This is a genomic window from Pseudomonas sp. LBUM1672 (genome assembly GCF_059695655.1).
Map to the genome: position 1 here is coordinate 5,572,330 of NZ_CP166781.1, position 23,336 is coordinate 5,595,665.

The following is a 23,336-nucleotide window of genomic DNA, read 5'->3' on the forward strand; positions in this document are numbered from 1 at the left end:
TCAGTTAAGCACCGCCCCTTGACCGAACAAAGTGTCATACCTGCCTAAATGTCGGCGCTTTCGCCCTGCCCCGAACAGAGCACCCGCCGATACAGCGCAGCTTGCAAATCCTCGAATTTCACCGGTTTGCTCAGGTAGTCGATCAAGGCGCCAGTCGGACAGCGCTCCCGATCGGCGCTCACGGCAATCACGAACACTGGCAAGTCGACGCAGCCCGGCAAGGCGCGGATCTGGCAGCACAGGGAGGTGCCACCCTGCGTCGGCAACTGACAATCGAGCAGCACCGCGTCAAAGGTTTCTCGCTGCAAGAGATCGAGCGCGGCAGCGCCACCGTCGGTGGCGCGCACCCGGAATCCGAGCTTGAGCAACATGCCGCGCATCACCAATTGATTGATGCTGTTGTCATCCACCAGTAGCACCGTGCAGTCCTGTGGCAATCGAAGACGAGGAAACTCGCGGGTCATCAAGGGCACGGCCGGCCGCTCAACCACGGGCAGTTCGAACTCGACATCCAATTGGAAGCGGCTGCCGCTGCCGGGCTCGGACCGATGGGTCAGGCGTCCGCCGAGCAATTCGACCAGTTGGCGACAGATCGCCAGGCCAACGCCCAGGCCGCCGTATTCGCGGGTCATTGAACCGTCGAGCTGGAAGAAGCGCTGATACATCGTCGCCTCGCCCAGATCGGTGAAGCCGATGCCGGTGTCGATCACCGCAAACGACACCGACACCCGACCGTTCTCCACCGGTTTGCCCGTGACGCGCAGGGCCAGCCCGCCGACCCGGGTGAATTTGATGGCGTTGTCCAGCAGGCATTCCAGGCATTGCGCCAGCTTGGCACTGTCACCGTTCAAGCGATCCGGCAGGCCTGGCGTCACTTCCACTTTGAAGTCCAGCGACTTGCTTGCAGCATTGCCTTCGAACTGCGCGCGCAAGGTCTCGACGACGCCGCGCAGACTGAACGTTGCCGAGCTGACCTTGAGCTTGCCGGCTTGCAATTCCGTCAGGGTCAGGATGCCGTTGACCATGCGCATCATGTCCCGCGCAGAACCGGCGGCGGTTTGCTGGTATTGCTCCAGTTCCGGGTCCATCTCGACGGTCTGCATCAACTCGAGCGAACCGATCACACCGTTCATGGGCGTGCGCAACTCGTGGGTCAGGGTGGCGAGGAATTCGTCCTTGAGCTTGTTGCTGTGGGCCAGTTGCTGGTTCAGCACTTCGAGCTTCTGACCGGCATCGAACAGCGTCTGCGCCTGCTGCTCGCGCATGGCGTTGATGCGGTCGGCCAGGGCCAGGGACAGCAACGCCACTTCGATGGCCGAACCGATCTGGCTGGAATACATGGTCAGGAACACGTTGGGCAGGTAACCCAAGACCATCATGGTGTTGACGATGCCGCCGAGCAGGAAAGCCGACCAGGCAATGATGAAATACCGCGCCACCCGCAGGCCACGCAACCAGGCGCACAGCCCGGCGATGAAGATCACCACGGTGAAGACCAGCGCCAAGGCTGTCGCCAGACGCAAGGCCAGCGCGTAACTGGCCATCAACGACAACCCGATCACCACTGCACTGAACGCCACCAGGGCCAACAGTAAACGGTCGAGCCAGCGACCGTGGCTGGCCGTCTGCAAGAAACTGCGAGCGAACTGGCTGCCGAACAGGCCTGCGCACCCGATGAAGAACGGCGTCGCGGCGTTGGCCCACCAGGGGTTGTCCGGCCAGAAATACTCCACGGCCGCGCCGTTCACCGACAGCTGATACAGGCCGAATGAAGCGATGTAAAAGATGTAATAGAGGTAACTGGTGTCGCGCACGCTGAGGTAAATGAACAGGTTGTAGACCAGCATTCCCAACAACACGCCATAGATCAGCCCCAGCACATACAGGCGGACCGGTTGTTCTTCGAGGTAAGCGGTGCTCGACCACAAGGTGACCGGCGCCTGGATCGACCCTTCGCTCTGCAGGCGCAGGTACACGGTTTGCGCCTGGTCAGGGGTGAAATTCAGATCGAACAGGTAGTTGTTCTGGCGGATCTCGCGCGTGGCAAACGGCAACGCATCGCCGGTTTGCCGGGCCAATCGATAGTCACCGCCCGCATCGGGCAAGTAGAGATCGAGGTGATCGAGGGGCGGATAGGCCAGTTCCAGCAGCCAGGTCCGTTGCGCCGCCGGATTGGTCGGGCGGTAATGCAGATCGATTTTCAGCCAGAACACCGAACGCGAGTAACCGGCGTTGAGAGTGGCTTTATCGTGGAGCTTGAAGTTTCCGGCCGCGGCTTGCGCACGAACATCGGCGATGGTCGCCTGACCGCCCGCGTCTTCGTACACCTGCAGGGCTCGGCCCAGGGGAAGGCTCTGGGTGAATTCATCGAACTCGACGGCGCTCGCCATTAGGGGCAAGCACAACAGTAACATCAGCAAATAGCGCATTTAAGCCCCAGCGTGGCCTGTCCGGTTATCTCAGGAAGCCCCTCATTCCCTTTGAGTAGACGTAAAACCGGTATTACCTGTTATTGGTTTGGATCCACTCTAGCATAGCCGTTGATGGCCATTGAGCACCATTGAAATTTTTCCTGCGAAGGCTCTAGTACGGGCGTTCCAGCGGCATGATTGAGGCAGATCTGTTTATGCTGTCAGCGCGTGACAAGGCATCGGCCGCTTTACACATTCCTGTAGCAGCTGGCGAAGCCTGCGTTCGGCTGCGAAGCAGTCGTGAATTCAGACGATGCGATGCATCATTCAGACCGCGCGCTCAGGTTTTACGACAGCTTCGCAGCCGAACGCAGGCTTCGCCAGCTGCTACAAGTCACTCCCATGACTCGTTGGTCGACTGGTGGTAAGCTCGCGCACCATGAATATCTACAGCTCTCGCCCCGTTGTCCTCTGTCTCTCCGGCCACGACCCAAGTGGTGGCGCCGGCTTGCAGGCAGATATCGAAGCCCTGCTCGCCCAGGGTTGTCATGCGGCCCCGGCCGTCACCGCCCTGACCGTGCAAGACACGGTCAACGTCACTGACTTTCGCGTGCTCGACCGCGAGTGGGTGCTGGCCCAGGCCAATGCCGTGCTCAACGACTCCGAAGTCGCTGCCGTGAAGCTGGGCATGCTCGGTTCCCTGGAGATGGTCGACACCGTCGTCGAACTGCTCTCGGCGCACCCGCATTTGCCGGTGGTCTGCGACCCGGTGCTGCGTGCCGGCGGCGGCGGACGCCTGGGCAAGGATGAAGTTGGCTACGCCATGCGCGAACGCCTGCTGCCCCTGTCCATCATCGCTACCCCCAACCTTCCCGAAGCCCGCATCCTCGCCGAACTGCCCGAAGGCACCGCGGACGAGTGCGCTGAAAAACTCCTGCCGTTCGTCAAACACCTGCTGATCACCGGCGGTCATGGCGACGAACACGAAATCCACAATCGCCTGTACAGCCGCGAAGGCCTGCGCGAAACCTATACCTGCCAGCGCCTGCCCGGCAGCTATCACGGTTCCGGCTGCACCTTGGCCAGCGCCCTGGCCGGTCGACTGGCCCAGGGTGAAAACCTCGCCAGCGCCGTGCAGACCGCGCTTGACTACACTTGGCGTACCCTGCGTGATGCCGAGCAGTTGGGCAAAGGCCAGTTCGTGCCGCGTCGCCTGCCGCTGGATTTCTGTTCGTAACTTTCTATTCGCACTGCGGTGAGGCTTGTCCGATGAAACTACGTGGCCTGTACGCCATTACCGACAGCCAGTTGCTGGCCGGTAAATTTCTCTCGTACGTGGAAGCGGCGCTGGAAGGCGGCGTCACCCTGCTGCAATACCGCGACAAAAGCAGCGACGACGCCCGACGTTTACGTGAGGCCGAAGCCCTGCGCGATCTGTGTGATCGCTACAAGACTCATTTGATCATCAACGACGACGCCGAACTGGCCGCTCGCTTGAACGTCGGCTTACACCTGGGTCAGACCGATGGTCCGCTGACACCGGCACGCGCGTTACTCGGCCGTCAGGCGATCATCGGTTCAACCTGCCACGCGCAACTCGAACGCGCCGAGCAAGCGGCCAAGGAAGGCGCCAGTTACGTCGCCTTCGGTCGCTTCTTCAATTCCAACACCAAACCCGGCGCCCCGACCTGCAGTCTTGAACTGCTCGACCAGGCCCGCAGCAAACTGCACCTGCCGATCTGCGCGATTGGCGGCATCACCTTGGACAACGCCGCGCCGCTGGCGGCCCATGGGGTCGACTTGCTGGCGGTGGTGCATGGCCTGTTTGGCGCCGACAGCACGGCTGAAGTGACCCGCCGCGCCCGTGCCTTTAACGAATTACTGAAAATCTGATTTGAGAGCCCGATCATGTCTCGTTCCGAAACCCTGTTTGCCAACGCCCAGAAACACATTCCCGGTGGCGTGAACTCGCCTGTTCGCGCGTTCAAAAGCGTGGGCGGCACACCGTTGTTCTTCAAACACGCCGAAGGCGCCTACGTCACTGACGAAGACGACAAGCGTTATGTTGACTACGTTGGCTCGTGGGGCCCGATGATTCTTGGCCACAGCCACCCGGACGTGCTGGACGCGGTGCGCAAACAACTGGAGCACGGCTTGTCCTACGGCGCCCCGACCGCGATGGAAACCGAGATGGCCGACCTGGTCTGCTCGATCGTGCCGTCGATGGAAATGGTGCGCATGGTCAGCTCCGGCACCGAAGCGACCATGAGTGCCATCCGTCTGGCCCGTGGTTTCACCGGTCGCGACAACATCATCAAGTTCGAAGGCTGCTACCACGGTCACTCCGACAGCCTGCTGGTCAAGGCCGGTTCCGGCGCCCTGACCCAAGGCGTACCAAGCTCGGCCGGTGTGCCGGCGGATTTCGCCAAGCACACCCTGACTCTGCCGTTCAATGACATCGACGCAGTCGAAGCCATGCTCGCTGACGTCGGCCAGGACGTGGCCTGCATCATCGTCGAGCCGGTGGCCGGCAACATGAACTGCGTTCCGCCGGCGCCAGGTTTCCTCGAAGGCCTGCGGACCCTGTGCGACAAGCACGGCGTGGTGCTGATTTTCGACGAAGTGATGACAGGTTTTCGTGTTGCCCTCGGCGGTGCACAAGCGCACTTCGGCGTGACGCCGGACCTGAGCACCTTCGGCAAGATCATCGGTGGTGGCATGCCGGTCGGCTGCTTCGGCGGCAAGCGCGAAATCATGTCGCGCATCGCGCCACTAGGCCCGGTGTATCAGGCTGGCACGCTGTCGGGTAACCCGCTGGCGATGGCGGCGGGCCTGACGACGTTGCGCCTGATCAGCCGTCCTGGCTTCCATGACGAACTGAGCGACTACACCAGCCGCTTGCTCGATGGCCTGCAACAGCGCGCCGATGCCGCGGGCATTCCGTTCGTCACTACTCAGGCCGGCGGTATGTTTGGTCTGTACTTCAGTGGTGCCGATGACATCGTGACTTTCGACGACGTGATGGCCAGCGACGCCAAGCTGTTCGGTCGCTTCTTCCACTTGATGCTCGAAGGCGGCGTGTACCTGGCGCCAAGTGCTTTCGAAGCCGGCTTCACCTCGATCGCTCATGGCGAAACCGAGTTGAAATTGACGCTGGATGCCGCCGAGCGTGCATTCGCCGCATTGAAATAACGCTGTGCCCGCTGACACTGGCGATTGCCAGCGTCAGCTTTCACCTGGATTTACACCCTTATTCCTACGGTTCTGCTAATAATCCCCCGTAAATGGGGCGATATATTCCCCGCGCAGCAGAAAAACGAGTAAAGACTTTGTAAGGTTGGCCCTGCTTATTTCATAATGCGCGCTTATTGGATCCCCTCGATGGGTCCGCGCGCCCTTCAGAGGTAAGTCGATTCCCATGAACCGCACCGGCCGCGCCCTTGCACTGGGCTGCCTGTTGCTCCTTCAGCCCCTGCTCGCGCTCGCACAAGCAGGCGGCAACTCGTTGTTAATCCCAGCGATGGGTCGCTGCACCCTCAATACTCAGCCGCAAGACCTGACGCAAGCGCTCGCCGCCTGCCAGAAAGCGTCGGATGAAGGGGATGCGCAAGCGCAATACGAGTTGGGTGAGTTCTACTACGACGGCAAAAACACCCCGCGCGACCTCAAAATAGCCCTGGGCTACTTCGAAAAGGCCTCGCTGCAAGGCCACGCCCAGGCGCAATTCAAACTTGGCACCATGTTCTTTCACGGCGAAGGCGTGCCGGCCAATAACGTTCAGGCGTATATCGTGCTGAAAATGGCCGCGGTCAACGGCGCTGAAGATGCGCTGGATACGGCGGATGAAGTCGCCGAGAAGATGCCGCGCGAAGATCTGGAAGTCGCTACCCAGGTGCTGGGGCAAATATTCCGTAAATACCTGATGGAATTGCAGAGCGCCGATGGGCGTACGCCGTTTTCGCCACTGCCCTGATTGACGCAGGCCCCTGTGGCGAGGGAGCTTGCTCCCGCTCGGCTGCGCAGCAGTCGTAACGTCAAACAATGCGGTGAATCAGAAAAACGGTGTTTGCAGAGTTTAGGGCCGCTTCGCGCCCCAGCGGGAGCAAGCTCCCTCGCCACAAACAACCCAGTTCATTTCAAAAGCTTTCCTGCTTACTTCTCAGGCATCGGCATCGGAAACGGCATGACATTGCCGACCGCGCCGCGGGCTTCGCTGATTTTCGGTGTGCCGAGGCGTTCCACTTCGTCGATGCGCACAATCGAATGCATCGGCACGAAACTGCGCACCACGCCCTCGAACTGAGCCTTGAGCTTCTCTTCGCTCGGATCGACGACCACTTGCGTACGCTCGCCAAAGACGAACTCTTCCACTTCCAGGAAGCCCCACAGATCACTTTGATAGATCTGCTTGGCATACATTTCGTACACCTGGCCCTGGTTGAGGAAAATCACCTTGTAGATTGGGGCTTCACGTTTGGTCATGGTGGGCGGGCAACACATTGGGGGATAAAAATGAGGGCGCGAACTATAGCATAGCCGCCGGACGCACAGCGGTAGGAACCTGGGGACATGTTCCCTATAATGCGCGGTTCTTTGAATCACGTGATGACTGTATCCATGGCCAAGAAGCTTTACATCGAAACCCACGGTTGCCAGATGAACGAGTACGACAGCTCGCGCATGGTCGATCTGCTGGGTGAACATCAGGCCCTGGAAGTCACCGCTCGCGCTGAAGATGCCGACGTGATCCTGCTCAACACCTGCTCGATCCGCGAACGCGCCCAGGACCGGGTGTACTCCCAACTCGGCCGCTGGCGCGAACTGAAACTGGCCAACCCGGACATGGTAATCGCCGTCGGCGGTTGCGTGGCCAGCCAGGAAGGCGCGGCCATCCGCGATCGCGCCCCGTACGTGGACGTGGTCTTCGGCCCGCAAACCCTGCACCGCCTGCCGGAAATGATCGACGCCGCGCGCGCCACCAAGCTGCCGCAAGTCGACGTCTCGTTCCCGGAAATCGAAAAATTCGACCATTTGCCCGAGCCGCGTATCGACGGTCCAAGTGCCTACGTGTCGGTCATGGAAGGCTGCAGCAAGTACTGCACGTTCTGCGTGGTGCCTTACACCCGTGGCGAAGAAGTCAGCCGACCGTTTGATGACGTGATTGCCGAAATCATGCACCTGGCCGAAAACGGTGTGCGGGAAGTGACGCTGCTGGGTCAGAACGTCAACGGTTATCGCGGGACCACTCACGATGGTCGCCTGGCGGATCTCGCCGAACTGATCCGCGTGGTAGCCGCCGTCGATGGCATCGACCGGATCCGCTACACCACCTCACATCCGCTGGAATTCTCGGACAGCCTGATCCAGGCCCACGCCGACGTGCCGGAACTGGTGAAACACCTGCACTTGCCGGTGCAATCGGGTTCAGACCGCATTCTCTCGGCGATGAAACGCAACCACACCGCGTTGGAGTACAAATCCAAACTGCGCAAATTGCGCGCCGCCGTGCCGGGGATCTGCATCAGCTCGGACTTCATCGTTGGCTTCCCGGGCGAGACCGAGAAAGACTTTGAACAGACCATGAAGCTGATCGAAGACGTCGGTTTCGACTTCTCCTACTCCTTCGTCTACAGCCAGCGTCCGGGCACTCCGGCCGCCGATCTGGCCGACGAAACGCCGGAAGAGTTGAAAAAGGAACGCCTGAACGCGCTGCAACATCGCTTGAACCAGCAGGGTTTCGAGATCAGCCGACAAATGGTCGGGTCGATCCAGCGGATTCTGGTCACCGATTATTCGAAAAAAGACCCCGGCGAGCTGCAAGGTCGGACCGAGAATAACCGTATCGTCAACTTCCGCTGCGACAATCCGACCTTGATCGGCCAGTTCGCCGATGTGCACATCGATGCCGCACAGCCGCACTCGCTGCGGGGCTCGCTGGTCCAGTAACCCATATCTCCCCTGTGGGAGCGGGCTTGCTCGCGAAAGCGTCGGCACATCCAACATCTATGTGACTGACAGACCGCATTCGCGAGCAAGCCCGCTCCCACAGGGGGACGGTGTTTGGCGCTGGATTATTTAAGAGCTTTCGCACCCAGCCCACTGGCGTTATCCTTGATTTCATCTTAATTGCCCCAGGGCGGCTAAATACGACCTTGAACGCACCCATAGAACCACATCGTTTTATTCTCGAGCCCTTTGAGGCCCGCCGCTTCGCCAATCTGTGCGGGCAGTTCGACGAGCATCTGCGCTTGATCGAACAGCGCCTGACCATCGAGATCCGCAACCGCGGAAACCAGTTCGAGCTGATCGGCGACCCCAAGCACACCACCTCCGCGGAAAACCTCCTGCGCCGCCTGTACCGGGAAACCAAGGGTACCGAGCTGTCGCCGGACATGGTTCACCTGTTCCTGCAGGAATCGGCCGTCGAAGAACTGGACAACGTTTCCCCGTCCGAACCCTCCGTGGCCCTGCGCACCAAAAAAGGCATGATTCGCCCTCGTGGCTTGAATCAGCTGCGCTACGTGAAGGAAATTCTCGGCAACGACATCAATTTCGGCATTGGCCCGGCCGGTACCGGCAAGACCTATCTGGCCGTTGCCTGCGCGGTCGACGCGCTCGAACGCGAGCAGATCCGTCGCATCCTGCTGGTGCGCCCGGCGGTTGAAGCGGGCGAAAAGCTCGGCTTCCTGCCCGGCGACCTGTCGCAGAAGATCGACCCGTACCTGCGCCCGCTCTACGACGCTCTCTACGAGATGCTCGGTTTTGAACACGTGGCCAAGCTGATCGAGCGCCAGGTCATCGAAGTGGCTCCACTGGCCTACATGCGCGGTCGCACGCTGAACAACAGTTTCATCATCCTCGACGAAAGCCAGAACACCACCGTCGAACAGATGAAGATGTTCCTGACCCGGATCGGCTTCGGCTCCACAGCCGTCATCACCGGTGACATCACCCAGGTCGACCTGCCGAAAGGCACCAAGTCCGGGCTGCACCATGTGATCGAAGTGCTCAAAGACGTTCCGGGCATCAGTTTCACCCATTTCATGCCCAAGGACGTTGTGCGCCATCCGCTGGTGCAACGCATCGTCGAAGCCTACGAGCGCTTCGAGAATCGCGTGGTAGACGAAACGCCAAAGGACAGTCGCCGCGATGCTTGAGCTTGATCTGCAACTGGCTACCCAAGCGTCTGCCCCGAGCGAAGCCGAGTTCCGCCAATGGTGCGAACTGGCCCTGCGCCAGCGCACCGCCGACTCTGAAATGACCATCCGTTTGGTCGATGAAGAAGAGGCCCGCGAGCTGAACCACACCTGGCGGCAGAAGGATTACGCCACCAACGTCCTGTCGTTTCCTGCCGATGTGCCTGACGAGTTTCTGGATATCCCACTGCTGGGCGATCTGGTGATTTGCGTGGCCGTGGTCGAACGCGAAGCCGCCGAGCAAGGCAAGGAACTAAAGGCCCATTGGGCGCATCTGGTGATTCACGGCAGCTTGCATCTGTTGGGTTACGACCATATAGATGACGACGAAGCCAAAGAAATGGAAGCACTGGAACGAACGTTGCTTGCCGAGTTGGGCTATCCCGACCCTTATGAAGACGACGAAACAGACACAACCCCTCCCGTGACAACAAAGGATTCAGAGTAATCGCTATGAGCGAAGATCGATCGAGCAACGGGCAAAAGTCTTGGCTGGGTAAGCTCACCCAGGCTTTTGCCCACGAGCCGAAGAACCGCCAGGAGCTGCTGGAGCTGCTGCGCGACGCACACCAAAACAAACTGCTGGACAGCGAAGCGCTGGCCATCGTCGAAGGCGCCATTCAGGTCGCTGACCTGCAAGTACGGGACATCATGGTCCCGCGCTCGCAGATGATCAGCATCAAGGCGACCCAGACACCTCGCGAGTTCCTGCCTGCCGTGGTCGACTCGGCTCACTCCCGTTACCCTGTCATCGGCGAAAGCCACGATGACGTGATGGGCGTGTTGCTGGCCAAGGACTTGCTGCCATTGATCCTCAAGGAGAATGGCGACAGCTTCAACATCAAGGATCTGCTGCGTCCGGCCACCTTCGTGCCCGAGTCCAAGCGTCTGAACGTGCTGCTGCGTGAGTTCCGCGCCAATCACAACCACATGGCCATCGTCATTGACGAATACGGCGGTGTGGCGGGCTTGGTGACCATCGAAGACGTGCTGGAACAGATCGTCGGCGACATCGAAGACGAGCACGACGTCGAGGAAGACAGCTACATCAAGCCGCTTCCAAGCGGTGACTTCCTGATCAAGGCCCTCACGCCGATCGAGAACTTCAACGAGTTCTTCGACAGCGAATTCTCCAACGACGAGTTCGACACCGTTGGCGGCCTGGTGATGAGCGCGTTCGGGCACTTGCCAAAACGCAACGAAATCACTGAAATCGGTCCTTATCGCTTCCGCATCCTGAACGCCGACAGCCGTCGGATTCACTTGCTTCGCCTGACGCCTATTGCCCGGTAATTCTAAGGATTGAAATGCATCGTATGACCCGCCCCGGCTGGCCCGGTAACCTGCTGGCCGTGGCGGCCGGTGCACTCACCACCCTGGCCCTGGCGCCGTTCGATATCTGGCCGTTGGCATTGCTGGCGGTCGGCTTCTTTTATGCCGGCTTGCGCGAACTGAGTCCTCGTCAGGCCTTGGGCCGTGGCTGGTGTTTCGGTTTCGGCCTGTTTGGCGCCGGCACCAGCTGGATCTATTACAGCATCCACCACTTCGGCGGCGCTTCGGTGTTGCTGGCCGGTTTCCTGATGCTGATCTTCACGGCGGCGATTGCCTGGTTCTTCGCCCTGCCCGCCTGGATCTGGGCGCGCTGGCTGCGTCGTAACGAAGCACCGCTGGCGGATGCCTTGGCGTTTGCAGCGCTGTGGGTCGGCCAGGAAGCGTTTCGCGGCTGGTTTCTCACCGGTTTCCCGTGGCTCTACTCCGGTTACAGCCAGCTCGACGGCCCGCTGGCCGGGCTCGCCCCCGTCGGCGGGATGTGGCTGATTTCCTTCACCCTGGCCCTGACGGCTGCGCTGATCTACAACTCAATACGTCTGGTGCGCACGGGCCGCAAAGGCTTCATCGCCGCAGGCGTGTTGCTGCTGGTCGGCCCTTGGGTGGCCGGCATGGCCTTGAAGGAACACGCCTGGACCAGCCCGGCGGGCCCGGCGCTGAGCGTCGCGGCCATTCAGGGCAATATCGAACAAAGCATGAAGTGGGACCCGGCGCAGCTCAACGCGCAGCTGGCGTTGTACCGCGACATGAGCCTCAGCTCCAAGCCAGTCGACTTGCTGATCTGGCCGGAAACGGCCGTCCCGGTGCTCAAAGAGTCCGCCGAGGGCTACCTGAACATGATGGGGAATTTCGCCTCAGAGCGTAAATCTGCGCTGATTACCGGCGTCCCGATCCGCCAGGAAGTCCGCCATGAGAAACGCTTTTTCAACGGCATTACCGTGCTTGGTGAAGGCGATGGCACCTACCTCAAGCAAAAGCTGGTGCCTTTTGGCGAATACGTTCCGTTGCAGGACGTGCTGCGCGGGCTGATCGCGTTTTTCGACCTGCCGATGTCTGACTTTGCCCGTGGCCCGGCAGACCAGCCCATGCTGCAAGCCAAGGGTTATCAGATCGCGCCATTCATCTGCTACGAAGTGGTCTACCCGGAATTCGCCGCCAGTCTGGCAGCTCGCAGTGATTTGCTGCTGACCATCAGCAACGACACCTGGTTCGGCACCTCCATCGGTCCGCTGCAACATCTGCAGATGGCGCAGATGCGCGCGCTCGAGGCCGGCCGCTGGATGATCCGCGCCACCAACAACGGCGTGACCGGCCTGATCAACCCGTTCGGGCAGATCACGGTGCAAATCCCACAGTTTGAACGCGGCATCCTGTACGGCGAAGTCGTGCCGATGCACAACCTGACGCCTTACCTGGAATGGCGTTCGTGGCCGTTGATCATCGTTTGTGTGTTGTTGTTTGGCTGGGCACTGGTGGCGAGCCGGATGGCCAAGACCGTCTGAGACTGACGAGCTTTTGTGGCGAGGGGATTTATCCCCGTTGGGATGCGGAGCAGCCCTGAAAAATGGGCCTGCTGCGCAGTCCAACGGGGCGGTGCGACGTTTCGCTAAATCCCCTCGCCACAGGTATCGATTATTTCTGTCGGTAAAACAGCGAATACCCGATCTGCCCCACTGCCTCATTCAACAACTGCCCGCTCTGCCAGATCGATTTGAATTCCGGCATCCAGCCGCCCAGCGGCCGGGCATTGTCCACGCCTAAAAAACCCACCGGCGCTGGCACCACTTCAAACCCTGCCTGTTCAAAACTCCAGACCGATCGCGGCATGTGCCAGGCCTGTGTGACCACCACTACCCGCTTGATGCCCTGCGGCAACAACACCTCGGCGCTGAACTGCGCGTTCTCCCACGTCGTGCGGCTGCGCCCTTCCTGCCAGCGCACGGTCACGCCGAAATCATCGAGCAACGAATCCGCCATCAACTTCGCTTCGGTGGGCGGTGTACCGTAATGCAGGCCGCCGCTGGTGAGAATGGGCAACCCGGATGCCTTGGCCAGCCGCGCCGCATACCGTTCGCGCTCCAGACCTATACCTGTCGGCTGATCAACCCCCCAGGCAATATCGCCACGCTCACGCCCGGAACCCAGCAGCACAATCGCATCCGCGCGCTGGTTCAGGGTGGCCCATTCCTCCCGTGCCAGTGGCGGCTCACTTTCCAGCGCCTTGGCGCCCCACTGCACCACCACCGGCAAACTCATTAACAGGAAGCCGCCGAAACCCAAGGTAAAGCAAACCGCCGCAAGCCTCGGCCTAGAGCGGCGCAACCACCACGCAAGTATCAGCAACAGCAAAAGAATGCCGGGAGGCAATAGAAGTTGTTTCACGAAATAGCGAAAAGGCATCGAGCATCTCCAAAAGATGCCCGAAGCCTAAGTGGGTTGACGCAATGCGACAACAAGTGCGGAAGGACTATGCTTTAAAAAGCCATGGGACATGGCTTGCAGTCGTTATTTGAACTGCAGAGACCGGACCTTTTCCGCGTCCCTGCCAGGTGCCTTGTCCTTGAGCCAGATGATCTTGGCCGAACGTGGTGCGTCGAGTTGCTTCACTGCTGCAGACAAGCATCCGTGCGTCTCACGTTCACTGCGGTCCAGATAGGCTTTGACCAGTGCAAACTCTGCGGGGCTCAACCCACGCAGTTCCAGCTCCAGGGGACGCTCATCGCGTAGCCGGTCCGCGGTTTTAGCTGCGTCCAGGGCCATCCCCAGACGATCGATCAGTCTTTCATACAGCTGCGGTTTCGTGACTTTTTTCTGTGACTCAACCATCCCTCACCTCATTGAAGATAAGACTCGCTCCCCATTTAGAGCTTAGCTTCCATGAACAAACCGGCTGGATGCCGCGACCAACGGCCCTCGCGGCGGTTTTCACAAGACGCGCGGCAGTAATCAGGGTTTCCCTCGGTAGAGTGCGGTCATGTATGCTACGGCGCTTCCTGTAACTCCACTTCCAGCTCGCGTGGGCACCGAAACGCCGATTTGGCGTCGTCACCGTCCAGCGTTGCATTGAAGAGGATTAGGCCACCCCTATTCAGTTCAAAAGTAGCCATGCACGAACAATATCAGCCCCGTGAAATCGAAGCCGCCGCCCAGTCGTTCTGGGACGAGCAAAAGTCCTTTGAAGTCAGTGAACAGCCAGGCAAGGAGACGTTCTACTGCCTGTCGATGTTCCCTTACCCCAGCGGCAAGCTACACATGGGGCACGTGCGCAACTACACCATCGGCGACGTGATCTCCCGCTACCAGCGCATGCAAGGCAAGAACGTCCTGCAACCCATGGGTTGGGACGCCTTCGGCATGCCGGCGGAAAACGCCGCGATGAAGAACAACGTAGCGCCCGCCAAGTGGACCTACGAAAACATCGCCTACATGAAAACCCAGCTGCGCAGCCTGGGCCTGGCGGTGGACTGGTCCCGCGAAGTGACCACCTGCAAGCCTGATTACTACCGCTGGGAACAATGGCTGTTCACTCGCCTGTTCGAAAAAGGCGTGATCTACAAGAAAAGCGGCACCGTGAACTGGGACCCGGTCGACCAGACCGTCCTGGCCAACGAACAAGTAATCGACGGCCGCGGCTGGCGTTCCGGCGCGCTGATCGAAAAGCGCGAAATCCCGATGTACTACTTCAAGATCACCGCCTACGCGGATGAGCTGCTGGAGAGCCTCGACGAACTGACTGGCTGGCCTGAACAGGTCAAGACCATGCAGCGCAACTGGATCGGCAAATCCCGCGGCATGGAAGTGCAGTTCCCGTACAACGTCGACTCCATCGGCGAAGCCGGTGCGCTGAAAGTCTTCACCACCCGTCCAGACACCCTGATGGGCGCGACCTACGTCGCCGTGGCCGCCGAACACCCACTGGCCACCCTGGCCGCGCAGAACAACCCTGAGCTGCAAGCGTTCATCGCTGAATGCAAAGGCGGCAGCGTTGCCGAAGCCGACGTCGCCACCCAAGAGAAAAAAGGCCTGCCGACCTCGCTGTTCGTCGAGCACCCGCTGACCGGTGAGAAACTCCCGGTATGGGTCGCCAACTACGTGCTGATGCATTACGGCGATGGCGCGGTGATGGCTGTACCGGCTCACGACGAACGTGATTTCGAGTTCGCCACCAAGTACGACCTGCCAATCAAGTCCGTGGTACGCACCAGTTCCGGTGATACCAACCCGGCTCCATGGCAGGACGCTTACGGCGAGCACGGCACGCTGATCAACTCCGGTGAATTCGACGGCCTCGACTTCGCAGGCGCGTTCGACGCCATTGAAGTCGCGCTGATCAAGAAAAACCTCGGCGCCTCGCGCACCCAGTTCCGCCTGCGCGACTGGGGCATCAGCCGCCAGCGCTATTGGGGCTGCCCGATCCCGATCATCCACTGCACCACCTGCGGTGATGTGCCGGTCCCGGAAGATCAACTGCCTGTCGTACTGCCGGAAGACGTGGTGCCGGATGGCGCCGGTTCGCCATTGGCGCGCATGCCTGAGTTCTACGAGTGCGCTTGCCCGAAATGCGGCGCACCGGCCAAGCGTGAAACCGACACCATGGACACCTTCGTCGAGTCGTCGTGGTACTACGCCCGTTACGCCTCGCCACACTATGAAGGCGGCCTGGTAGAAAAATCGGCGGCTGACCACTGGTTGCCGGTGGATCAATACATCGGCGGTATCGAACACGCGATTCTTCACCTGCTGTACGCGCGCTTCTTCCACAAGTTGATGCGCGACGAAGGCCTGGTGAGCTCCAACGAGCCGTTCAAGAACCTGCTGACCCAGGGCATGGTGATCGCCGAGACTTACTATCGTCGCGAAGCCAATGGTGCTTACACCTGGTTCAACCCGGCGGACGTCGAACTCGAACGCGACAGCAAGGCCAAGGTCATCAGCGCCAAGCTGATCGCAGACGGCCTGCCGGTGGAAATCGGCGGCACCGAGAAGATGGCCAAGTCGAAGAACAACGGCGTCGACCCACAGTCGATGATCGACCAGTTCGGCGCAGACACCTGCCGTCTGTTCATGATGTTCGCCTCGCCACCTGACATGAGCGCGGAATGGTCCGACTCCGGCGTCGAGGGCTCGCACCGCTTCCTCAAACGCGTCTGGCGCCTGGCTCAAGCGCACGTCACTCAGGGCTTGCCGGGTAAACTGGACGTCGCCAGCCTGAACGACGAGCAGAAAGCCATTCGCCGTTCGATCCACCTGGCCATCAAGCAGGCCAGCCACGACGTCGGCCAGAACCACAAATTCAACACCGCCATCGCCCAGGTGATGACGCTGATGAACGTGCTGGAAAAAGCCGCGCAAGGCACCGAACAGGATCGCGCACTGGTTCACGAAGGTCTGGAAGCCGTGACGTTGCTGCTGGCTCCGATCACCCCGCACATCAGCCACGAGCTGTGGCATCAACTGGGTCACGCTGGCCCGGTGATCGACGCCGGTTGGCCGGTGGTGGACGAAACCGCGCTGGTGCAGGACAGCCTGACGCTGGTCATCCAGGTCAACGGCAAGCTGCGCGGCCAGATCGAAATGCCGGCCACCGCGACTCGCGAAGAAGTCGAAGCCGCTGCCCGGGTCAACGAGAACGTGCTGCGCTTTGTCGACGGCCTGACTATTCGTAAAGTGATCGTAGTGCCCGGGAAACTGGTCAATATCGTCGCCAGCTAAAATTGGATCAGGCGCCAGGTGAGCCTGGCGCCGAGTAAAACCTTTCGGGCCGCACGGTCGGCCCACATGGTTTCAAGGGGAGCAACAAGATGATCAAACGCAATTTGCTGGTGATGGGCCTTGCGGTCCTGTTGAGCGCCTGCGGTTTCCAGCTGCGCGGCACCGGCACCAATGAACTGGCGATCAAGGAGCTCGATCTGAGCGCCCGCAACGCCTACGGCGAAACCGTGACGCAATTGCGTCAAGTGCTGCAAAGCAGCGGCGTCAAGGTTTACACCGGAGCGCCGTACAAGCTTGTGTTAACGGATGAGCAGGAAAGCCAGCGCATCCTCAGCTACGCCGGTGCCGGCCGTACTGGCGAATATCAGGTGAGCACCGTGTTGAGCTACGACATCCGGGGTGCGCAAGGCCTGCCGCTGCTGAGCGACAAGCTCGAAGTGCAGAAGATCTTCATCCACGATGGCAACAACCTGGTGGGTTCCGACCAGGAAGCCAATACGGCTCGCACAGAAACCCGTCGCGAGTTGGTTCAACGCATGATGCTGCGCCTGTCACAGCTCTCTCCGACTCAGTTGGAGCAACTGCAACAGACCGCCGACGCCAAGGCAAAAGCCGAAGCCCAGGCACTGGAAGCGGCGCAGAAAGCTGAAGCGGAAACCCCGCGTCAGTCACCCATCGAAATCCCGCAGCAATAAGACTTACGGGGCGCCCAGGCGCCCCGTTCGCCCTTTCTTATGAAACTCGCCCCCGCCCAACTCGCCAAGCACCTGCAAGGCACCCTCGCGCCTATCTACATCATCAGTGGCGATGACCCGCTGCTGTGTCAGGAAGCCGCCGACGCCATTCGTGCCGCCGCTCGCCAACAGGGTTTTGACGAACGCCAGGTCTTCGCCGCCGACGCCAGCTTTGACTGGGGGACGTTGCTGCAAGCCGGCGCGAGCATGTCGCTGTTCGCCGAAAAGCGCCTGCTGGAGCTGCGTCTGCCGTCCGGCAAACCCGGTGACAAGGGCGCCGCTGCGTTCATCGAATACTGCTCGCGCCCAGCCGAAGACACGGTGCTGCTGATCAGCCTGCCCAAGCTGGATGGCAGTGCGCAGAAAACCAAGTGGGGCAAGGCGCTGGTCGAAGGACAGCAGACGCAGTTCGTGCAGATCTGGCCGGTGGATGCCAACCAGTTGCCGAGCTGGATTCGTCAACGGTTGTCCCAGGCCGGGCTTTCCGCCAGCCAGGACGCCGTGGAACTGATTGCCGCGCGGGTCGAAGGCAACCTGTTGGCCGCCGCCCAGGAAATCGAAAAACTCAAGCTGATGGCCGAAGGTGGCCAGATCACCGTCGAAACCGTGCAAGCGGCGGTGGCCGACAGTGCGCGCTTCGATGTCTTTGGCCTGACCGACGCGATTCTCAACGGCGAAGCCGCCCATGCCCTGCGCATCCTCGAAGGGCTGCGCGGGGAAGGCGTCGAACCCCCGGTGATTCTCTGGGCGCTGGCCCGGGAGCTGCGTCTGCTGGCCAACCTTTCGCTGCAATACAGCCAGGGCGTGCCGCTGGACAAAGCTTTCAGCCAGGCCCGACCGCCGGTCTGGGACAAGCGCAAACCGCTGATGAGCAAAGCCCTGCAACGCTATCCGGCGCAACGCTGGGCGCAGTTGTTGCTGGAAGCGCAGCGTATTGATGCGCAGATCAAGGGTCAGGCGGCGGGTTCGCCATGGATGAGTCTCAGTCGGTTGTCGTTGCTGATGGCGGGCCAACGGCTGACGTTGCCTGCGGAGTAAGGTTTTTTGTGGCGAGGGAGCTTGCTCCCGCTGGGTTGCGAAGCGACCCCGCTTATCCCTGAAAGCAGGGGACCGCTGCGCAGTCCAACGGGAGCAAGCTCCCTCGCCACAGATATCATTGCCTACGCAATACGGGGACTAGACAGCCCTCCAACTTCAGCAGATTATTTCCCCCGCAAAACCCACTCATCCGAGAGATCCGATCATGAGCAAAAAGCCATCCAAAAATGGCCCCAACAAGGCCAAATCCATCATCGCCCAGCCACTGTTCCGCAGCCGTCAGGAACGAGCCGGAAAGGGCAAAGGCAGCTACCGCCGCGAAGCCTTCCAGTCTAATAGCTGGGAGGCTTCTTACTTTCTGGCGGCCTGAAAGGCAAGCCATCGCTCAACATGTTAAGGTCTGCACCTGATTCGTATTCCCTGGACCTGTGCATGCCCCTTTGTATTTCCCGTCGTTGGCCCCTGCGCCAACTGATCGCTGCCTCCAGCCTCATTTTGCTTGTCGCCTGCGCGGAAAAACCGACCGCCGCTGACGCCCAGCCGCTTCAAACCCTTCCCGTCGCGACAGCCCCTGCGGTCATTCCGCCCGTGGTGCCGACCGGTGAAAACCTCGACATCCAACCCACCCAGACCTTCGCCGAATGGCAGGCGGGCTTTCGCAAAGATGCGCTGGCCGCCGGCATTCGCGCCGATCTGTTCGACCGCGCGTTCGCCAATGTCAGCCTCGACAACAGCGTGATCCGCGCCGATCGCAGCCAGCCCGAATTTTCCCGTCCGGTGTGGGAATACCTCGACGGCGCCCTGTCGCCGCTGCGGGTACGTAAAGGTCAGGCGCTGGTCAACCAATACGCTGACATCCTGCAAAGCATCGAACAGCGCTACGGCGTCGACCGCCAGGCATTGGTGTCGGTGTGGGGCATGGAGAGTAATTTCGGTCAGTTCCAGGGCAACAAGTCAGTGATCAACTCCCTGGCGACCCTGGCCTACGAAGGCCGGCGTCCAGGCTTTGCTCATGCGCAACTGATTGCCGCCCTTCAAATCCTGCAACAAGGTGATATCGAGCCGGAGAAAATGCTCGGTTCCTGGGCCGGAGCCATGGGCCAGACCCAGTTTATCCCGACCACCTACAACACCCACGCCGTGGACTTCGATGGCGATGGTCGCCGCGACATCTGGAACAGCCCCGCCGATGCACTGGCCTCGACAGCGCACTATCTGCAAAGCTCTGGCTGGCAAAGAGGCCAACCATGGGGCTTTGAAGTGCAACTGCCGGGTAGCTTCAATTATGTTCTGGCTGACGGCACGATTCGCAAGAGCGTCGCTGAATGGCAACAGTTAGGTATCTCGCTGCCCAATGGTGCCCAGGTTCCGGCAGGCTCCGAACACCTGTCCGCCGCCCTGCTGCTGCCAGCCGGTTATCGCGGCCCGGCGTTCCTGGTGCTCGACAACTTCCGCGCGATCCTCAAGTACAACAACTCGTCGTCTTACGCATTGGCGGTGAGCCTGTTGTCCGAGCGCTTCAATGGGGGTGGCCTGATCAACGGCACCTGGCCAAAAGATGATTTGCCGTTGAGCCGCACCGAGCGGATCGAACTGCAAAGCCTGCTGAGCGCGCAGAACTACGATGCGGGCACTGCCGACGGGATTATCGGCGCCAATACCCGCAAAGCGATCCGCAGTGCCCAGCAGTCGTTTGGCTGGCCGGCGGACGGGTATCCGACGCACAAGCTGCTTGAAGGCCTGCGTAACCGTTAAAAGCTTCGCGGGCAAGCCTAGCGCCTACGGGATCACACCATCCTGTAGGAGCGAGGCTTGCCCGCGAAGACTGACAGGCGACGAATGACTACCGTTTGACCACCACATCCTGCTCCAACACCAATTCCTTCTTCCCTGCATCCAATCGAACCAACGCGCCCATCGGTAACGTCAGGTTCGGATCGCAATGCCCGCTGCGCCACCCGGCCAGCACCGGAATCCGCAACGACTCGAATGTCTGCTTGAGCAATCGCTCCAGCGCCACCCCATCAACCCCCGCCACATCGCCCACCAGAACTCCGCGCAACTTGCCCAGCGTGCCAGCCAGGCGCAGATGAGTCAGCAAGCGGTCGATGCGATACAGCGGCTCGTTGATGTCCTCGATCAGCAGAATCACGCCCTCAGCGTCCATCTCGTAAGGCGTGCCCATGGTCGCGGCTATCATCGACAGATTGCCCCCCAGCAAACGCCCGTGAGCAATGCCAGGCTCAATTGTGGTCAGCGGGAAAGCCACAGGGTGCAAAATCACACTGCCCGCCTTCACCTGCCCTCTGAGCATGTTGAAAAACGAAGACTCGGTCGGCTTTTGCTTCTCGCCCAGCAAATCGGCATTGAGCAGCGGACCGTGAAAGGTCACGAAACCGGCGTAACGGCTGATTGCCACGTGCAGCGCAGTGATGTCGCTGTAGCCGATAAACGGCTTGGCGTTGTTTTGCAGCAACTCGAAATCGATTCGATCGAGCAGGCGCGGCGTACCGTAACCACCACGCAGGCAAATGATCGCGTCGACTTCGGTGTCGGCGAACGCCGCGTGCAAGTCATTGAGCCGCACATCGTCGCTGCCGGCCAGGTAGCCATCCTGCTCGTACACCCCAGGAAACACCCGCAGCGCATAACCGCGAGCGCGCATCCAGGCAACGGCTTTGTCAGTGTCCAGCCCGGCAGGACCGGCGGGCGCAATGACGCCGATCAGCCCTTGCGAAGGCAAGGCCGGAACGGGTGAGTGAGGAAACAGCGTGTGAGTGGGTCGAACGGTCATCCATGAATCTCCCTGCGCGAAAAGCTTCAGCACACAGTAGTCAGGAACGGGGACAAACAGAAGAGGATCAATCGCCCCGCAGGTTGCAGGAAAAGACGGTAGCGGCCGTAGGCACGGCCAACAAAAACGCCCGCAAGGTTTGAAAAACCTTGCGGGCGCTTTGTTACAAGGACGAGATCAGTTCAGCTTTAACCAGCTTCGCCTGCTCGTCGGCGTGATACGAGGAACGTACCAGCGGGCCGGAAGCGACGTTCTTGAAGCCCATCTTGTAACCTTCCTCGGCGAACCAGGCGAATACGTCCGGGTGCACGAAACGCTGAACCGGCAAGTGACTGCGGGACGGTTGCAGGTACTGGCCCAGGGTCAGCATGTCGATGTCGTGTTCGCGCATGCGCTTCATGACTTCGATGACTTCTTCGTCGGTTTCGCCCAGCCCCAGCATCAGGCCGGACTTGGTCGGAATGTGCGGCATCATCTGCTTGAAGCGTTGCAGCAGGGTCAGCGACCACTGGTAGTCCGAACCCGGACGCGCAGCCTTATACAGGCGTGGCACGGTTTCCAGGTTGTGGTTGAACACATCCGGCGGCTCGGCGGCGGTGATTTCCAGCGCCACGTCCATACGGCCACGGTAGTCCGGGACCAGGGTTTCGAGCTGCACGTTCGGCGACAGCTTGCGGATCTCGCGGATGCAGTCGGCAAAGTGCTGGGCACCGCCGTCACGCAGGTCGTCGCGATCTACCGAGGTGATCACCACGTACTTGAGTTTCAGGTCGGCGATGGCGATGGCCAGGCTTTCCGGTTCGTTGACGTCCAGTGGCTTCGGACGACCGTGGCCCACGTCGCAGAATGGGCAACGACGGGTGCAGATGTCGCCCATGATCATGAAGGTCGCGGTGCCGCCGGAGAAGCACTCGCCCAGGTTCGGGCAGGACGCCTCTTCGCACACGCTGTGCAGCTTGTGTTTGCGCAGCAGGGCCTTGATGCGGTCGACTTCCGGGGAAACCGGGATGCGCACGCGGATCCAGTCGGGTTTCTTCGGCAGTTCGGTGGTCGGGATGATCTTCACCGGGATGCGTGCAACCTTCTCGGCGCCGCGCAGCTTGACGCCGGCTTCAACCTTGGCACGCGGGGCCGGACGCTCGGTAACATCCAGCGTCGGGATCATGGTTTGCACTGCATCAGTAGTCATATCAGTCGATTCCGCCCGTTAGGGTCGTCTGCTCAGCATAGTCGAGGTGTTTGACGAGCTGCGCGCGCAGCCGGGCACTTACCTCGGCAAATTCAATCGATCCTGCGTGATCGCTCAGCTGGGTCATCGCCAGCCCGGCGTAGCCGCAGGGATTAATCCGTCGAAACGGTTCCAGGTTCATGTCAACGTTCAGGGCCAGGCCATGAAAGGAGCAACCGTGGCGGATCCGCAAACCCAGGGACGCGATTTTCGCCCCGTTGACGTAGACACCCGGCGCATCAGGCTTGGCCGCTGCGGTCACGCCGTAGCTGGCCAGCAACTCGATCAGGCAGTGCTCCATGCGGGTGACAAGGTCACGCACGCCGAAACCCAGTTTGCGCACATCGAGCAACAGGTAGGCCACCAGCTGGCCAGGGCCGTGGTAAGTCACCTGACCACCGCGATCAACCTGCACCACCGGGATATCCCCCGGCAGCAGCAAGTGCTCGGCCTTGCCGGCCTGGCCTTGCGTGAACACCGGCGGGTGTTCGACCAGCCAGATCTCGTCCGCGGCATCGCTGCCGCGTTCGTTGGTAAACCGCTGCATGGCATGCCAGACCGGCTCGTAAGCCATCTGACCGAGCTCGCGAAAGCCCAGCGTGCCGGACATCACAGCACCATGTGCACGAAACCGGTAGCCCGCAACTCGCTGTTGATGTCATACAGCTGTTCTTGGCCGGTGGCGATGATGTGCAACTGGATGGTCGTGTACTTGCCGTTGGTGCTCTGGCGCTCGGCCAGGGTCTTGTGGTCAACGGTCGCGTGTTTCTCAAGGATCGCGATGATCTTGTCCTTGAAACCCACGCCGGTATCGCCGATCACCTTAATTGGGTAATCCGCGCAGGGGAATTCGATCTTTGGCGCCTTTACTTCGGTATCTGTCATGGCGTAACG

The 23,336-nt window shown here is 60.5% G+C and carries 22 protein-coding genes; 14 read left to right on the forward strand and 8 right to left on the reverse strand.

Annotation, left to right across the window (positions count from 1 at the left end):
- Positions 1-44 precede the first annotated feature (44 nt).
- On the reverse strand, positions 45-2,429 hold the full coding sequence (locus ACA053_RS25505) for a hybrid sensor histidine kinase/response regulator (protein ID WP_497393973.1): 2,385 nt from the start codon (positions 2,427-2,429) through the stop codon (positions 45-47).
- A gap of 421 nt (positions 2,430-2,850) precedes the next feature.
- Here ACA053_RS25505 and ACA053_RS25510 point away from each other — a divergent pair, with 421 nt between their 5' ends.
- The 4 genes from ACA053_RS25510 to ACA053_RS25525 all read left to right on the forward strand — a co-directional run bounded on the left by ACA053_RS25510 (position 2,851) and on the right by ACA053_RS25525 (position 6,384).
- Positions 2,851-3,648, forward strand: coding sequence for a hydroxymethylpyrimidine/phosphomethylpyrimidine kinase (locus ACA053_RS25510; protein ID WP_109635101.1), 798 nt, complete (start codon positions 2,851-2,853; stop codon positions 3,646-3,648).
- 32 nt (positions 3,649-3,680) lie between these two features.
- Positions 3,681-4,304, forward strand: coding sequence for a thiamine phosphate synthase (gene thiE / locus ACA053_RS25515; RefSeq protein WP_497393974.1), 624 nt, complete (start codon positions 3,681-3,683; stop codon positions 4,302-4,304).
- A gap of 15 nt (positions 4,305-4,319) precedes the next feature.
- Entirely contained in the window at positions 4,320-5,603 is a 1,284-nt protein-coding gene (hemL, locus tag ACA053_RS25520) for a glutamate-1-semialdehyde 2,1-aminomutase (RefSeq protein ID WP_497393975.1), read from the forward strand.
- Positions 5,604-5,829: 226 nt separating this feature from the next.
- On the forward strand, positions 5,830-6,384 hold the full coding sequence (locus ACA053_RS25525; protein WP_109635106.1) for a tetratricopeptide repeat protein: 555 nt from the start codon (positions 5,830-5,832) through the stop codon (positions 6,382-6,384).
- Between the two features lie 179 nt (positions 6,385-6,563).
- Here ACA053_RS25525 and ACA053_RS25530 read toward each other — a convergent pair whose 3' ends face one another.
- Entirely contained in the window at positions 6,564-6,893 is a 330-nt protein-coding gene (locus ACA053_RS25530; RefSeq protein WP_007894425.1) for a DUF1820 family protein, read from the reverse strand.
- 135 nt (positions 6,894-7,028) lie between these two features.
- On the opposite strand from ACA053_RS25530, the gene miaB reads away from it, so the two are divergent.
- The 5 genes from miaB (at position 7,029) to lnt (ending at position 12,438) form a co-directional block, all read left to right on the forward strand.
- On the forward strand, positions 7,029-8,357 hold the full coding sequence (gene miaB / locus ACA053_RS25535) for a tRNA (N6-isopentenyl adenosine(37)-C2)-methylthiotransferase MiaB (RefSeq protein ID WP_162556250.1): 1,329 nt from the start codon (positions 7,029-7,031) through the stop codon (positions 8,355-8,357).
- Positions 8,358-8,563: 206 nt separating this feature from the next.
- Positions 8,564-9,568, forward strand: coding sequence for a PhoH family protein (locus ACA053_RS25540; RefSeq protein ID WP_497313902.1), 1,005 nt, complete (start codon positions 8,564-8,566; stop codon positions 9,566-9,568).
- The gene (gene ybeY, locus ACA053_RS25545; protein WP_497393976.1) at positions 9,561-10,055 is read left to right on the forward strand and encodes an rRNA maturation RNase YbeY; all 495 of its coding nucleotides are present in this window, start codon (positions 9,561-9,563) and stop codon (positions 10,053-10,055) included. The genes ACA053_RS25540 and ybeY overlap by 8 nt, the downstream gene beginning before the upstream one ends.
- Before the next feature lie 5 nt (positions 10,056-10,060).
- The gene (locus tag ACA053_RS25550; protein ID WP_109635113.1) at positions 10,061-10,900 is read left to right on the forward strand and encodes a CorC family transporter; all 840 of its coding nucleotides are present in this window, start codon (positions 10,061-10,063) and stop codon (positions 10,898-10,900) included.
- A 14-nt stretch (positions 10,901-10,914) separates the two neighbouring features.
- Complete coding sequence (gene lnt / locus ACA053_RS25555) at positions 10,915-12,438, forward strand: apolipoprotein N-acyltransferase (protein ID WP_497313906.1); 1,524 nt, start codon at positions 10,915-10,917, stop codon at positions 12,436-12,438.
- A gap of 130 nt (positions 12,439-12,568) precedes the next feature.
- Here lnt and ACA053_RS25560 read toward each other — a convergent pair whose 3' ends face one another.
- Together ACA053_RS25560 and ACA053_RS25565 are read right to left on the reverse strand one after the other, a co-directional pair.
- Positions 12,569-13,336 (reverse strand): YdcF family protein, encoded by a 768-nt coding sequence (locus tag ACA053_RS25560; RefSeq protein WP_497393977.1) that lies wholly within the window; start codon positions 13,334-13,336, stop codon positions 12,569-12,571.
- Between the two features lie 105 nt (positions 13,337-13,441).
- Entirely contained in the window at positions 13,442-13,762 is a 321-nt protein-coding gene (locus ACA053_RS25565; protein WP_109635118.1) for a hypothetical protein, read from the reverse strand.
- Positions 13,763-14,041: 279 nt separating this feature from the next.
- Here ACA053_RS25565 and leuS point away from each other — a divergent pair, with 279 nt between their 5' ends.
- From leuS to ACA053_RS25590, 5 genes are all read left to right on the forward strand, one after another.
- Positions 14,042-16,648: a leucine--tRNA ligase gene (leuS, locus tag ACA053_RS25570; RefSeq protein WP_497393979.1), complete on the forward strand. Its 2,607-nt coding sequence runs from the start codon at positions 14,042-14,044 to the stop codon at positions 16,646-16,648.
- Between the two features lie 89 nt (positions 16,649-16,737).
- A complete protein-coding gene (locus ACA053_RS25575; RefSeq protein WP_497313912.1) occupies positions 16,738-17,343 on the forward strand; it encodes an LPS-assembly lipoprotein LptE in 606 nt (201 codons plus the stop codon).
- A 39-nt stretch (positions 17,344-17,382) separates the two neighbouring features.
- The gene (gene holA / locus ACA053_RS25580; RefSeq protein WP_109635124.1) at positions 17,383-18,420 is read left to right on the forward strand and encodes a DNA polymerase III subunit delta; all 1,038 of its coding nucleotides are present in this window, start codon (positions 17,383-17,385) and stop codon (positions 18,418-18,420) included.
- 205 nt (positions 18,421-18,625) lie between these two features.
- The gene (arfA, locus tag ACA053_RS25585; RefSeq protein ID WP_094470475.1) at positions 18,626-18,790 is read left to right on the forward strand and encodes an alternative ribosome rescue factor ArfA; all 165 of its coding nucleotides are present in this window, start codon (positions 18,626-18,628) and stop codon (positions 18,788-18,790) included.
- A 62-nt stretch (positions 18,791-18,852) separates the two neighbouring features.
- Positions 18,853-20,175, forward strand: coding sequence for a lytic murein transglycosylase (locus ACA053_RS25590; protein ID WP_497393980.1), 1,323 nt, complete (start codon positions 18,853-18,855; stop codon positions 20,173-20,175).
- Positions 20,176-20,263: 88 nt separating this feature from the next.
- On the opposite strand, the gene ACA053_RS25595 is transcribed toward ACA053_RS25590, so the two are convergent.
- From ACA053_RS25595 to ACA053_RS25610, 4 genes are all read right to left on the reverse strand, one after another.
- Positions 20,264-21,214 (reverse strand): S66 peptidase family protein, encoded by a 951-nt coding sequence (locus tag ACA053_RS25595; RefSeq protein WP_497393981.1) that lies wholly within the window; start codon positions 21,212-21,214, stop codon positions 20,264-20,266.
- Between the two features lie 163 nt (positions 21,215-21,377).
- Entirely contained in the window at positions 21,378-22,403 is a 1,026-nt protein-coding gene (gene lipA / locus ACA053_RS25600) for a lipoyl synthase (protein WP_109635129.1), read from the reverse strand.
- Position 22,404: 1 nt separating this feature from the next.
- The gene (gene lipB / locus ACA053_RS25605) at positions 22,405-23,052 is read right to left on the reverse strand and encodes a lipoyl(octanoyl) transferase LipB (RefSeq protein WP_109635131.1); all 648 of its coding nucleotides are present in this window, start codon (positions 23,050-23,052) and stop codon (positions 22,405-22,407) included.
- Positions 23,052-23,327 carry a DUF493 domain-containing protein gene (locus ACA053_RS25610; RefSeq protein ID WP_008152827.1) on the reverse strand — a complete coding sequence of 92 codons (276 nt, stop codon included), beginning with the start codon at positions 23,325-23,327 and terminating at the stop codon, positions 23,052-23,054. Before ACA053_RS25610 ends, lipB begins: the two co-directional genes overlap by 1 nt.
- Between the last annotated feature and the right edge of the window lie 9 nt (positions 23,328-23,336).

Coding starts and splice junctions, on each gene's coding strand:
- ACA053_RS25505 (WP_497393973.1), bottom strand. CDS start 2,429: ATGCGCTATTTGCTGATGTTACTGTTGTGCTTGCCCCTAATGGCGAGC.
- ACA053_RS25510 (WP_109635101.1), top strand. CDS start 2,851: ATGAATATCTACAGCTCTCGCCCCGTTGTCCTCTGTCTCTCCGGCCAC.
- thiE (WP_497393974.1), top strand. CDS start 3,681: ATGAAACTACGTGGCCTGTACGCCATTACCGACAGCCAGTTGCTGGCC.
- hemL (WP_497393975.1), top strand. CDS start 4,320: ATGTCTCGTTCCGAAACCCTGTTTGCCAACGCCCAGAAACACATTCCC.
- ACA053_RS25525 (WP_109635106.1), top strand. CDS start 5,830: ATGAACCGCACCGGCCGCGCCCTTGCACTGGGCTGCCTGTTGCTCCTT.
- ACA053_RS25530 (WP_007894425.1), bottom strand. CDS start 6,893: ATGACCAAACGTGAAGCCCCAATCTACAAGGTGATTTTCCTCAACCAG.
- miaB (WP_162556250.1), top strand. CDS start 7,029: ATGGCCAAGAAGCTTTACATCGAAACCCACGGTTGCCAGATGAACGAG.
- ybeY (WP_497393976.1), top strand. CDS start 9,561: ATGCTTGAGCTTGATCTGCAACTGGCTACCCAAGCGTCTGCCCCGAGC.
- ACA053_RS25550 (WP_109635113.1), top strand. CDS start 10,061: ATGAGCGAAGATCGATCGAGCAACGGGCAAAAGTCTTGGCTGGGTAAG.
- lnt (WP_497313906.1), top strand. CDS start 10,915: ATGCATCGTATGACCCGCCCCGGCTGGCCCGGTAACCTGCTGGCCGTG.
- ACA053_RS25560 (WP_497393977.1), bottom strand. CDS start 13,336: ATGCCTTTTCGCTATTTCGTGAAACAACTTCTATTGCCTCCCGGCATT.
- ACA053_RS25565 (WP_109635118.1), bottom strand. CDS start 13,762: ATGGTTGAGTCACAGAAAAAAGTCACGAAACCGCAGCTGTATGAAAGA.
- leuS (WP_497393979.1), top strand. CDS start 14,042: ATGCACGAACAATATCAGCCCCGTGAAATCGAAGCCGCCGCCCAGTCG.
- ACA053_RS25575 (WP_497313912.1), top strand. CDS start 16,738: ATGATCAAACGCAATTTGCTGGTGATGGGCCTTGCGGTCCTGTTGAGC.
- holA (WP_109635124.1), top strand. CDS start 17,383: ATGAAACTCGCCCCCGCCCAACTCGCCAAGCACCTGCAAGGCACCCTC.
- arfA (WP_094470475.1), top strand. CDS start 18,626: ATGAGCAAAAAGCCATCCAAAAATGGCCCCAACAAGGCCAAATCCATC.
- ACA053_RS25590 (WP_497393980.1), top strand. CDS start 18,853: ATGCCCCTTTGTATTTCCCGTCGTTGGCCCCTGCGCCAACTGATCGCT.
- ACA053_RS25595 (WP_497393981.1), bottom strand. CDS start 21,214: ATGACCGTTCGACCCACTCACACGCTGTTTCCTCACTCACCCGTTCCG.
- lipA (WP_109635129.1), bottom strand. CDS start 22,403: ATGACTACTGATGCAGTGCAAACCATGATCCCGACGCTGGATGTTACC.
- lipB (WP_109635131.1), bottom strand. CDS start 23,052: ATGTCCGGCACGCTGGGCTTTCGCGAGCTCGGTCAGATGGCTTACGAG.
- ACA053_RS25610 (WP_008152827.1), bottom strand. CDS start 23,327: ATGACAGATACCGAAGTAAAGGCGCCAAAGATCGAATTCCCCTGCGCG.